At 36.2% G+C, this 13,187-nt stretch carries 6 protein-coding genes; 4 read left to right on the forward strand and 2 right to left on the reverse strand.

The window, feature by feature from the left end:
- Positions 1 to 70 precede the first annotated feature (70 nt).
- Entirely contained in the window at positions 71 to 2,728 is a 2,658-nt protein-coding gene (gene clpB / locus STA7437_RS01700) for an ATP-dependent chaperone ClpB (protein WP_015191640.1), read from the forward strand.
- A gap of 73 nt (positions 2,729 to 2,801) precedes the next feature.
- Here the strand turns inward: clpB and STA7437_RS24590 are convergent, their stop codons facing one another.
- Positions 2,802 to 3,290 carry an SPOR domain-containing protein gene (locus tag STA7437_RS24590; protein ID WP_015191641.1) on the reverse strand — a complete coding sequence of 163 codons (489 nt, stop codon included), beginning with the start codon at positions 3,288 to 3,290 and terminating at the stop codon, positions 2,802 to 2,804.
- 71 nt (positions 3,291 to 3,361) lie between these two features.
- Here STA7437_RS24590 and mnmA point away from each other — a divergent pair, with 71 nt between their 5' ends.
- The 3 genes from mnmA (at position 3,362) to STA7437_RS01720 (ending at position 10,412) form a co-directional block, all read left to right on the forward strand.
- Positions 3,362 to 4,414: a tRNA 2-thiouridine(34) synthase MnmA gene (mnmA, locus tag STA7437_RS01710; protein ID WP_015191642.1), complete on the forward strand. Its 1,053-nt coding sequence runs from the start codon at positions 3,362 to 3,364 to the stop codon at positions 4,412 to 4,414.
- Between the two features lie 310 nt (positions 4,415 to 4,724).
- A complete protein-coding gene (locus tag STA7437_RS01715; protein ID WP_015191643.1) occupies positions 4,725 to 6,527 on the forward strand; it encodes an ArnT family glycosyltransferase in 1,803 nt (600 codons plus the stop codon).
- 228 nt (positions 6,528 to 6,755) lie between these two features.
- Complete coding sequence (locus STA7437_RS01720) at positions 6,756 to 10,412, forward strand: PAS domain S-box protein (RefSeq protein ID WP_015191644.1); 3,657 nt, start codon at positions 6,756 to 6,758, stop codon at positions 10,410 to 10,412.
- 58 nt (positions 10,413 to 10,470) lie between these two features.
- Here STA7437_RS01720 and STA7437_RS24595 read toward each other — a convergent pair whose 3' ends face one another.
- A complete protein-coding gene (locus STA7437_RS24595) occupies positions 10,471 to 13,059 on the reverse strand; it encodes an ATP-binding response regulator (protein WP_015191645.1) in 2,589 nt (862 codons plus the stop codon).
- Positions 13,060 to 13,187: the final 128 nt, after the last annotated feature.

The following is a 13,187-nucleotide window of genomic DNA, read 5'->3' on the forward strand; positions in this document are numbered from 1 at the left end:
GGATGCGTCTAGCTTGCTATACTAAGCACTAAAACTACAGATAATAAAGGGTCTTTATCATAAATTAAGAATGCAGCCTACCGATTCTAGTAAATTTACCGAACAAGCTTGGGATGCGATCGTCAAATCACAAGAATTTGCCAAATTATTTCAAAATCAAAATTTAGAAGTAGAACACGTAATTTTAGCGCTAGTGGAACAAGAAGGATTAGCTCAAACTATTTTTAGTAAAGCTAATATTGATGTTGCTCGCCTCAAACAACAGCTAGAAGTATTTACCCATCGCCAACCTAAAACTGGTGCCACTCAACTGTATCTCGGTCGTGCTTTAGATGAAATGTTAGATCGTGCCGAGTCTTGTCGTGCGAGTTGGCAAGATAAGTTTATTTCTATCGAACACTTGTTGATGGGTTTTGCCGAAGATAATCGGATTGGTAAGCGTACGCTACGAAATTTCAGTTTAGACCCCCAAGACTTAGAAAAAGTGATTAAATCGATTCGGGGTAGTCAAAAAGTAACTCAACAAAATCAAGAAGAAAGATATCAGGCGTTAGAAAAATATGGTAGAGATTTAACTCAACAAGCTAAAAATGGCAAGCTAGACCCCGTTATCGGTAGAGATGAAGAGATTCGTCGAGTAATACAGGTGCTTTCGCGTCGTTCTAAGAATAATCCTGTTTTAATTGGTGAACCTGGAGTCGGAAAAACTGCGATCGCGGAAGGATTGGCACAACGAATTGTCAATGGAGATGTACCCGAATCGCTCAAAAACCGTCAGTTAATTTCTCTAGATATGGGTAGTTTAATTGCTGGGGCGAAATATCGTGGGGAATTTGAAGACAGATTGCGTTCGGTACTAAAAGAGGTAACTCAATCAGAAGGACAGATTGTTTTATTTATTGATGAAGTTCATACCGTAGTTGGTGCAGGTTCTCGTGAAGGTTCGATGGATGCAGGAAATCTGCTCAAACCAATGCTAGCTAGAGGCGAACTACGTTGTATTGGGGCGACTACTTTAGATGAGTATCGTAAACATATTGAAAAAGATCCTGCTTTAGAAAGGCGCTTTCAACAGGTTTATGTCAAACAACCAACGGTAGAAGATACTGTTTCTATTTTACGGGGATTAAAAGAACGTTATGAAGTTCATCATGGAGTTAAAATTACCGACTCTGCTTTAGTTGCAGCAGCTACTCTTTCCCATCGTTATATTACAGATAGATTTTTGCCTGATAAAGCGATCGATCTAGTAGACGAAGCAGCAGCAAAATTAAAGATGGAAATCACTTCTAAACCTGTAGAATTAGAAGCGATCGACCGTCGGTTGATGCAGCTACAGATGGAAAAACTTTCCTTAGAAGGAGAAAGTCAACGTCCTGGTATTCTAGTAGTTGATCGTGCTTCCAAAGAAAGATTAGAAAGGATTCAAGAAGAAATTAAGGAACTCGAAAGTAAACAAACCGAACTTTCTTCTCAATGGCAATCAGAAAAACAACTTTTGGATGAAATTAACGCTCTTAAAGAAGAAGAAGAACAACTACGTTTACAAGTAGAACAGGCAGAAAGGGCTTACGATCTCAATAAGGCTGCTCAATTGAAATACGGAAAACTGGAAATCTTGCAGCGAGATTTAGAAGCTAAAGAAACTCAACTGCTAGAAATTCAATCCGAAGGTGCAGCTTTACTGAGAGAACAAGTAAGCGAATCTGATATTGCGGAAATTGTCGCGAATTGGACAGGAATACCTGTTAATCGGCTGTTAGAGTCAGAAAAGCAAAAACTTTTACAACTAGAACAACATCTGGCAAAAAGAGTCATTGGACAAAAAGAAGCTGTCGAAGCTGTAGCAGCAGCAATTCGTCGTGCTAGGGCTGGAATGAAAGACCCCAGTAGACCGATTGGTTCATTTTTGTTTATGGGTTCAACAGGGGTAGGTAAAACTGAATTAGCTAGGGCGTTAGCTGCTTTCCTCTTTGATAGCGAAGATGCCATGGTGCGGATTGATATGTCCGAGTACATGGAAAAACACGCCGTTTCTCGTTTGGTAGGTGCGCCTCCTGGATATGTCGGTTATGAAGAAGGAGGACAATTATCAGAAGCGGTACGCCGTCGTCCTTATTCGGTAGTTTTATTAGATGAAGTAGAAAAGGCACACAAAGATGTTTTTAATATTTTGCTGCAAGTTCTTGATGATGGCAGAATTACTGACTCTCAAGGCAGAATAGTTGATTTCCGCAATACTATTATTGTCATGACTAGCAATATTGGTAGTGAATCTATTCTTAGTGGGATGGAAGAAAAAACTGACTACTATACGATTGAAAAACAAGTAACTCAGGCTTTAAGAAAACATTTTCGTCCAGAATTTCTCAACCGAATTGATGATTTAATCTTTTTCCATACGCTTGGGCGAGAACAATTACGTCAGATCGTTCGGATTCAAATTAAACGCATTCAAAATTTATTAGCTGAACAAAAAATTAGACTGGAATTATCAACTTCGGCTCAAGATTATATTGTCGATATTGGTTACGATCCTGCTTATGGTGCGCGTCCTTTAAAACGAGCAATTCAGCGAGAATTAGAAAATCCGATCGCAACTAAAATTTTAGACAATACCTTTACAGAAGGAGATACCATCTTTGTCGATTGTAGCGATCATCATCTTACTTTTGCCGACTCGGAAAAACTTTTACCAATAGTCCCAGAAGTACTTAATTCTAATTAAGATGATGCCTTGATTAAAATTGGTGATCAAATCTATTAACCCGTGGTAACTAAGAGTTATAACCAGAGCGGGTTTATTGAATTTTAATTCGCGCCCATAATCCCTGTAAAGCTAGTTTACGCACCATGTCTTCCGCATTCTTCTGATCGCTAAAAATACCAACTTGAATAATATCTCCTTTGCGAAAAGCTTTTGGTTCTATATCTCTAACTTGACTTAATAAAATATCACTATCACCAAAAACCTCTACTCGATAACCTTGTGCTTTTTCAGAAGAGGAAGAAACTGGCGCGCTAAAAGTATATTCTCGTTTATTTTGATTACGATTGGAAATGATAGGTTTAGATTGAGTGTCTTGATTTTCCCAAATTGAACTGCGAGGAGATTGAACCAATGGTGGAGGTGGTAAAGTTTCTGCGATCGCAGAGTTAACTTCAACTAATGTAGTAGGAATCAAAGTTAGTAGGAAATATCCACTAAGCGAAAAAGCTCTAATGAGTTTGAGCAACAAAGATAATTCAGAATTCAGAAATTGATTGAGAAATAAGAGCTTAGTTGTCATAATAAATAGAGCGAACTTACGATAAAAAAAGCCTTACATTATATAGAAGTTAGTATTCCCATTTTAGTTTCATGAAAAAGGTCGTTGTCGGCTTATCAGGTGGTGTTGATAGTTCTGTTGCTGCTGCCACCTTACAAGATCAAGGTTATCACGTAGTTGGTCTTACTCTCTGGTTAATGAAGGGTAAGGGTCAATGCTGTTCGGAAGGAATGGTTGATGCAGCGCGAATTTGTGAGCAATTGGGAATAGAACATCAAATTGTTGATATAAGAGACGTATTTCAAGAGAATATTATCGATTACTTAGTTTCAGGTTATGAAGCGGGTGTAACTCCTTTGCCTTGTTCGCAGTGTAACCGCACGGTGAAATTTGCACCGATGCTGCAATATGCCAAGGAAAAGTTAGGTATTGATCAAATTGCTACTGGTCATTATGCCCGAATTCGGTATGATGAGCATAGCGATCGCTTTCAGTTATTACGGGCTGTTGATCCCAAAAAAGACCAATCTTATTTTTTATATGATCTGACTCAAGATTTGTTGGCAGGGTCATTATTTCCTCTTGGTAATCAAACAAAAGAAGAAACCAGAAGATTTGCTAACCAATTGAACTTAAAAACGGCTAATAAGCCTGAAAGTCAGGATTTATGTTTGATCGAAGCCCACGGTTCGATGCAAAAGTTTTTGGATAAATATATTAATCAGCACGAAGGCGATATTGTTGACTTAGAAGGTAAAGTCTTAGGGAAACACCAAGGCATTCATCACTATACCATTGGACAAAGAAAAGGTTTAGGTATTGCTGCTGCCGAACCTTTGTATGTGGTAAAAATCGATCCTGTGATGAATCGAGTCATTGTTGGTAATCGTGCTGCGGGTGGTCGTAGTGAATGTACTGTGAGTAGAATGAATTGGGTTTCTATTGCCGAAACGACTACACCTATTCGTAGTGAAGTACAAGTTCGCTATCGTTCTCAACCTGTTCCTGTTAATGTAATTCCTTTAGATAATTTTCGCGTCAAATTAATATTTGAGCAACCAATTTTTGGTGTTACTCCTGGTCAAGCTGCGGTTTTATATGATGGAGAAATACTGTTAGGTGGTGGTATTATCGAACCAGATTGACGCTCCCTTCACGCCTAGGTGAGGGATTCTTGGACTCACCATAGCCCGTTCTGGTTTCCCTTACTACAGAAAAACTAATATTAATTTTTAAACATCAAGAGTTAACTTGAACAAAATATTTGACTTTTGAGCTAATGTTTTTAAATTTTATATAATATTAATTTTTGATAATATAGCGATATCAATCAAGATTAAGATAAACCATAAAGGACAATTTATAAATCGTCCCTACAGAGTTATGTTATCAAAATTGCTATCATAAAATATTCTTTTTTAACTACAACATAAGCTTGTTGGTGTAGTCTAATTTATGAATTTAACAATGAAGCGGAAAGGAACTAAAAATATTGTTCGATGGTGGCAATATTTTGAACAGTATCCTCAATTATACTGGCTAATCTCTGCGATTTGGTTAATATTTATTAGTTGGTTCGCTTTTTTATGGCATTTAGGAGATGTAGGCTTAGTTGATGAAACTGAACCTTTATTTGCTGAAGCAGCCCGTCAAATGGACGTAACAGGAAATTGGATTACACCTTATTTTAATAGAGAAACTCGTTTTGATAAACCGCCTCTAGTTTATTGGTTAATGGCGATTGGTTATCAACTAATTGGAGTTAATGAATGGGCGGTACGTCTGCCTTCTGCTTTAACTGCGATCGCTTTAGTGATATCAGTTTTTTTTACTTTAAAATATTTTGGTTTTAGTAATATTTTAAATAATCAAAGTAACCAAGCAAAAATTAAGCGTCAACTCTGGTTTTCTGCTTGGATTGCTTCAGCTTTAACTGCTTTTAATGTTCAAACAATTATTTGGGCGCGTACAGGAGTTTCTGATATGTTGCTTAGTGGTTGTATGGGAACTGCTTTATTATGTTTTTTTTGGGGTTATGTAACTTCAGAACAAAAACCTCAAGCTTTTAATTATTGGTATTTTGCTTTTTATATTTTAATATCTTTAGCTGTTTTAACTAAAGGGCCAGTTGGGATAGTTTTACCTGGATTAATTATTTTAAGTTTTTTAGTTTATGTTGGTAATGTTTGGTCGGTTGTTAAAAGTATGAATTTACTGGAAGGAGGATTAATTTTTTTGTGTATTACTCTTCCTTGGTATATTTTAGTATATTTAGAAAATGGTCAAATCTATCTTGATTCTTTCTTTGGTTATCATAACTTTCAACGTTTTACTGATGTAGTCAATGGTCATGATGCGCCTTGGTATTTTTATTTTTTGATTGTATTAGGTTTGTTTGCTCCTTGGTCGGTTTATTTGCCTTTATCAATATTCAGAATTCGTTTTTGGCAACGCAACTTTTGGCAGCAACAACCTCGAAATAATCAGCTTGGTTTATTTGCTTTTGTATGGTTTGTTTGTATTTTTGCATTTTTTACAATCTCTGTAACTAAATTACCTAGTTATGTTTTACCTTTAATTCCTGCTGCTAGTATTTTAGTGGCTTTAACTTGGAGTAATATTTTAACTAACAAACTTCCTGCTCAAAAAAAATCAGGTTTATTAATTACTATTATTAGTAATTTAATTTTAGTTACAGTTATGGCGATCGCTTTTTTAACTGCTCCTCAATTTATTGGTAACGACCCAGCTATTTTAAATTTTAAAGAGTCATTATTAAGTTCTGGATTAAATTGGCGTGGTGGAATTATTTGGGGAATTGCAGCAGTTTTTATTGCTATTTGTTTGAGTTATCGAAAATGGTGGTATGCAATTTTTAGTATTAATTTAATTACTTTTATTTGTTTAATTATTTTTGTTTTGATTCCCGCTTCTTTTTTTATCGATCAAAATCGTCAATTACCTTTAAGAGAAATCGCTCAAACTATTATTCAAGAGCAACAACCTCAAGAAGAATTAATTATGGTGGGCTTTAAAAAACCTTCGTTGGTGTTTTATACGCAACGTCCTGTTAACTTTATCAAACATCCCAAAAAGGCTAATAATTATTTAAATCAACAACAAAATGAGCAAAACAATTCCAATTCAAGTTTATTAGTTTTACGTACCAAAGAAATGAAAGAAATGAATTTACAACCTCAAAACTATCGACAATTGAACCGCCAAGGAGTTTATCGCTTAATTCGGATTATTCAATAAAATTATTTTCATACTTTAAAGGGAATTGAGCAATTTTTTTACCAATCAAATCTATATAATTAGTAATTACTAACTGGTCCCTGGTAACTGATAACTGATAATGCTCATGAGTCTAAGAATTGCTATATCTTGAGATTGAAGTTTGTTGAGTCAAAAGCAAAAACATTTTAAACTACTAACTATTAGCATAAAAGTATGAAGACTTTTTGTAATTTGTAAAGATTTCCTATGAGCCAGACACAGCGCACAGTTTTAATGATTGATGATAGCCAAGAAGACTGTGAGCTTATCAAGCGTTATTTACAACAGCAAGAAGATTATCTTTACAATTTTATTCAAACTGAAACAGGAGAAGAAGGATTAAAACTTTATGGTCGTTATCAACCAGATGTCTTGTTGCTTGACTATCAACTAGCTGACTTAACAGGATTAGAATTTCTCAAACAACTACAAACTCAGACTCGGCAGTTATGTTTGCCAGTAATTATTGTCACGGCTTTGGGAAATGAAGCGATCGCAGTACAATGTCTTAAAGCAGGCGCACAAGACTATTTAGTAAAAGAACAAATTTCTGCCCAGAAGCTTTTACTCGCAATTGATAGCACCATTGAACGAGTAAAACTACAACTACATTTAAACCAGCGCATACAGAGTGAGCGAGTTATGGCTCACATTACTCAACAAATATATCAATCATTGGACTTAGATCAGGTTCTTCAGACTACAGTCGATCAAGTAAGGCAGTTTCTTAAAACTGATCGCGTGGTGATCTTTCGGTTTGAATCAGATCATAATGGTAGAGTTTTGACAGAATCTTTAGATTCTAAATATCAATCGCTTCTGAATGCTGAAATTGAAGATATTGGGTTAGTTGAGGCAGAAATCAAGTTATATCACCAAGGACAAATTAGTTCTCTGTCCAATCTTGAAAATAAGGCAATTGATTCTCAAATTCAGGTACAAGCAGAACTAGTAGTACCGATTTTACACGAAAAGCAGTTGTGGGGATTATTGATTGCTCATTCTTGTCAAAAATCTCGTTGGTGGCAACCGTTAGAAATTGAATTACTGCAACAATTAACCACTCAAGTTGCGATCGCTATTCGCCAAGCAGAATTATATCAACAAACACAAGCTGAACTTCAACAACGCAGAGAAGCAGAGACAATTCAAAAAGAAAGTGAAACTCGATTTCGCATCATGGCAAACAATGCCCCCGTGATGATTTGGATGTCAGGAGTTGATAAACTATGTAACTTTTTTAACCAACCTTGGTTAGATTTTACTGGTAGAACCTTGAAACAAGAATTAGGCAATGGTTGGACTCAAGGAATTCATCCCGAAGATCTTGAACGTTGCTGGAATACTTATTCATCTTCTTTCGATCTTCGTCGAGAGTTTAAGATGGAATATCGTCTCAGAAGGGCTGATGGAAAATATCTTTGGGTTTTAGATCATGGTGTGCCACGTTTTTGTGAGGAGGTCAATTTTGCTGGCTACATTGGTTCTTGTATCGAAATTAATGACCGCAAGCGTGTAGAAGAAGAACGTCAAGAAACAGCAGAAGCTTTACGAACCAGCGAAGAATTTAAACAGCGTATCTTAGAAAGTAGTAGCGATTGCATCAAATTACTAGATCTTAATGGTCGTCTCCTCTATATGAATGCAGGAGGAATATGTTTGATGGAAATTGAAGATTTCACCTGTTTTCTCAACGCCGAGTGGGTTAATTTTTGGCAAGGTGAAAGCCAAGCAGCAGCCCGCAAAGCGATCGCTACAGCTAAAGCAGGTAAGATAGGAAAATTTCAAGGTTTGTGTTCTACTGCCAAAGGTACATCTAAATGGTGGGATGTTGTGGTTACTCCGATCCACGATGCTACTGGGCAAGTAATTCAACTTTTATCGGTATCACGAGATATTACCGACCGCAAACAAACTGAAGAAGCATTACGACAAAGCGAAGTACAATTTCGCACTCTGGCAGACAATATGTCTCAGTTTGCCTGGATGACAGATCAAAACGGCTGGATTTTTTGGTACAACCGTCGTTGGTTTGAGTATACTGGTACTACTTTGGAGTCAATGCAGGGTTGGGGATGGCAAAAAGTTCATCACCCAGAACATCTGGATCGTGTAGTCAGATATTTTAGCCACTGCATTAAAACAGGTCAATTATGGGAAGATACCTTTCCCCTAAGAGGAAAAGATGGCATTTATCGTTGGTTTCTCTCTCGTGCTACACCCATTCGCGATGAGCAAGGACAAATTATTTGTTGGTTTGGTACAAATACTGATATCGACGACCAAAAACAAATAGAAGAAGCATTACGACAAAGTGAAGAAAGATATCGCTGTTTGGCAGAATTGATTCCTCAATTGATCTGGACAACAGATACAGAAGGAGTTGTCCTCGATGTTAATCAACGCTGGACAGAATATACCGGTTTAACTCTAGCCCAAGCACAAAGCCAAGGCTGGGAAAACCTCGTTTATCCTGAAGATTTACCTTCTCTGACTCAGCATTGGGCAGCAGCTTTACAAGCTGGAACTTACTACCAAGCGGAAGGTAGAATGCGAAGAGCAGATGGTTCTTATCGTTGGCATTTGCATCAAGCTGTACCACAGAAAAATGAACAGGGACAGATTATCAAATGGTTTGGCACAGCTACAGATATTGAACTTCAAAAACAACTCGAAAGAGAACGCGATCGCTTGCTACAACTAGAACAATCGGCACGGGCAGCAGCCGAACAAGCCAACCGCGTTAAAGATGAATTTCTGGCAATTCTTTCCCACGAGTTGCGATCGCCTTTGAACCCGATTCTCGGTTGGACACAACTGATGCAATCAAATAAATTCGATTCGACTCGCATCAGTGAAGGTTTAGCAATTATTGAACGCAATGCCAAATTACAAACTCAACTAATTGACGATTTACTCGATGTTGCTAAAATTCTTCGGGGTAAATTAAATCTCAATCTTGCTCCTGTCAATTTAGAAGTAGCGATCCGTCAGGCAATTGAAACTGTAAACGCAGCAGCAGTTGCTAAATCAATTGTTATTGAGCCGTTAATAGCAAAAACTCGGTTAATTTCTGGTGATTATGCTCGTATTCAGCAAATAATTTGGAATTTACTTTCTAATGCAATTAAATTTACTCCCAACGGGGGAAAAGTAGAAATCCGCTTACAACAAGTAGGAAATCAAGCTCAAATTATCGTGATCGATACTGGAAAAGGAATTAAACCCGACTTTTTACCATATATTTTTGAGTCTTTTCGTCAAGAAGATCTTTCCATCTCCCGCAAACACGGTGGTTTAGGGTTGGGGCTTTCTATCGTTCGGTATTTAGTCGAAGCTCACGGAGGAAAAGTTTCAGCCGATAGTTTAGGCGAAAATCAAGGAGCTACTTTTACAGTTGAATTACCACTGATCGAGATTGAGCCAGCTACAAATCAAACAGAAAGGTTACTTGAACACAAAATCGATCTAACTGGCATTCGCATCCTAACTATTGACGATCATCCCGATGCCCGTTTGATTCAGACTTTATTACTCAATCAATACGGTGCAGAAGTAATGAGTGTCGCTTCTGTGGCTGAATTTTGGCAGGCTTTATCATCATTTCAACCTCATATTTTGATCAGTGATATTGGTATGCCAGAGGTGGATGGTTACACTTTACTTCGGCAGTTGCGTTCTTTACCCGCCGAACAAGGCGGTCAAATTCCTGCGATCGCTTTAACAGCCTATGCAGGAGAAACAGAACGACAAAAAGCGATCGCAGTTGGGTTTCAGCAACATTTAGCCAAGCCGATCAATTCCCATCAGTTAGTTCAAGCTGTAGTCAAACTTGTTTCTAAACCAACGAAAGAAAAACATTAGCTATTAATAATTACTAAACACTTTATTTAGATTGAATATTTAGCTAAGAGTCAATAGCTTAATTAATTCCAGCAGCGATTTGAATCACTTGTGCTAAATCTAAAATAGTTCTTTCTTCAGCAGGCACTAAACAAGGAAATACCGATAACCCTTCAATCTGATTAGCTGCTGCGGTAGTTTGAGCATCTAAAGTTACTAACGGTAAAGCAGCCAACACTGACAAGCTTTTTAGCGATCGCAAAAAACTCACAGGCTCAACCAAAAGACTACCATCAAGTAAAATAGCATCGATCTGCCAAATCCGAGCTAATAATTCTCCTTGCTCTAAACAATCGGCTTCAATAATACGATGATCGAGATGATCTAATCCAGCTTTCAACGAAAAGTCTAACTCCCAATTAACAGAAGTGATCGACTTATCACTAAGATTAGAATTGGGATGTAAACTCAGAATTGTTAAGCGTTTTTTCGGAAGAACTTCTGATTTAACAGGTGTAAACATCTGAAGCAAAGTTGATCTTTCTAAGGGAAATTTTAAACAACCATCTAATAACTGAATGTTATTAATACCTAACTCATCGCAATCACTTTTGAGTAGAAAAACAGGAATTTTTTGAGTACGAACATCAGCTTTTAATAAAGTTAAAATATCGTCCGTAGTCAGCAAAGGTAAAGAAGCATTAATTAAAATTTTACTAGGTTGTAATTGACGTGCTTTTTCAAGTATTTCTATACCTGTTGAAGCCATCACTGGCTGATAACCAAACTCAAGCAATTGAGTAGTTAGCTCATTAATCTGGTTAGGATTGGTTACTCCTATTAAAATTTTTAAATTACGCTCTGTCACAATCGGAATATCATTAGATTCTAAATTCAAATTGCAATTAAAATTCTGGTTTGGTATCAACAAAGTATATTCAATGCCATAATCTTCTTGAAATAAACAAGCAATATTTCCACCATAAGATTTAGCTATTTGTTGAGCAAGCATCAAGTCTAATTCCAAATCTTTTTGCGGATGAGCTAGATTTTGTTGCGATTGAAGAGAAAGTTCCCAGGCTAAATCTTGAGAGTTTTCAGAGAAAGTTGATTTTGAATTTCCAATTGTAATAGCAATCCAATTTTTCCACTGTTTTACCGAAACAATAATCTCTGATTGAGTTGGAATTAGTTTTAAAACAGCTTTTAATAAACGAGACAAAATTTGATGTAAACGAACTTGGTTTCCAGCAATAGTTTCTAGTTCAATTTCAAACTTTAATTGAGGATAATTAACTAAAGAGTTTTTTAAGGTAGTGTTATCTTCTAATTTATTAAGCAGTTGTTGATATATTTCTTGACAAAAACTTTTGATTTCAATCTGTTCTAAATTTAGTGAAGTTTGATCGGTAGTTAAGCGAGTTAAGTCTAATAAATCATTAACTATATTGATTAATTTACGTCCACCACTATAAATTAACTCTGCATAGCGAGTTTGACGTTGATTTAATTGTCCCAATTTTTGTTCTTTTAAGAGACTTGATAATCCCACAATTGCTGTCAGGGGTGACTTTAGTTCGTGACTTATATGGCTTAAAAATTCATCTTTAAATTGATTGAATTGTTTTGATTCAGAAACAGATTGAGGCTTGGTTAAATCCTTTGTTTTGGTTAAAGATTGAACTGCTAAGACTAACCAATAACTAACTCCTGAATCATTAAAAGGTAAACGATAATAATGCCATAGCGGTTGAAGATTCGCATTTTTCTGAGAATTTATACCTAATTTATTACAACTCAACTTAGAATTAACTTCTTGCATTAATTCTAAGAATTGACCATTTTTAATAGGCAACAAGGAAGAAGGAGATTTGAATAAATAAGAATTGCTTTTTAAACAATAAGGGTCGAGTTTAATTGACTTAATTTCAGCTTTTTCAGAAGTTTCTTGACTAAAGTTGGGACTTGAATTGAATGAATTTTTGTCAGGAAAATAACAATGTATTTCTTGAGAAAAATGTATTTGCTTCCGCCAAACTTGATTGCGATATACAATCTTTCCTTGCTGAGTTTGAATACTTAAAGGTAGAGGAATTTGCTCAATTAAATTAAAATAATATTTTGGTAAAACTGTGGTTAAATTATAATTGTTACTATTAGCCTTAGCCTGCTCTAGAACTAGATATTTCATCAATTTTTGACTGTCCAACCATCCTAAAAGTTTTCCTTCTCGATCAACTACTAAATAGTTGACTTGGTTACTAATAAAATGAGTTTCCGACTGAAGCTGAGACAAAAAACTTTCTCTGCTCATCTCAGATGTCAAAATAATAGTAGGCTTAATGACAGACTGTAAATCACAAATAGAAGAAAATAACCCAATACTTTTACTGACAGTAGCAACTGATAGTGAAGATGACTTTTGTACTACAGTCGAAGCTACTCCACCTGTAAAAGGGGAAAAGCTATTGAGCAACTCATTGCTTAACCACGAAAGTAAACTCTCCGAGTTAATTATCCCGATAGGGTACTCTCGATCATTTAATACTGCGATCGCGTTAGATTGACTAGAGTTGAGTAAATTAAGTATTGTCGGCAAATTGGCTGTTTGCCTACAAGTAGGAATCGGATCTACAAATTCTTTGAGCGTAAAACGAGAATTAGACATAAATTTTTATTAGTCAAATTTCTCCTAAGCAGCCTAGAGTTACTAAATTTTCGTTAGGCTGTTGTTGTTAAATTTGGTTTGCTGTTTAAGCTGAAATTAAACAATCTGAGAAGAAGCTACTGCTTAAT

This window comes from Stanieria cyanosphaera PCC 7437, from assembly GCF_000317575.1.
Lineage (GTDB): Bacteria > Cyanobacteriota > Cyanobacteriia > Cyanobacteriales > Xenococcaceae > Stanieria > Stanieria cyanosphaera.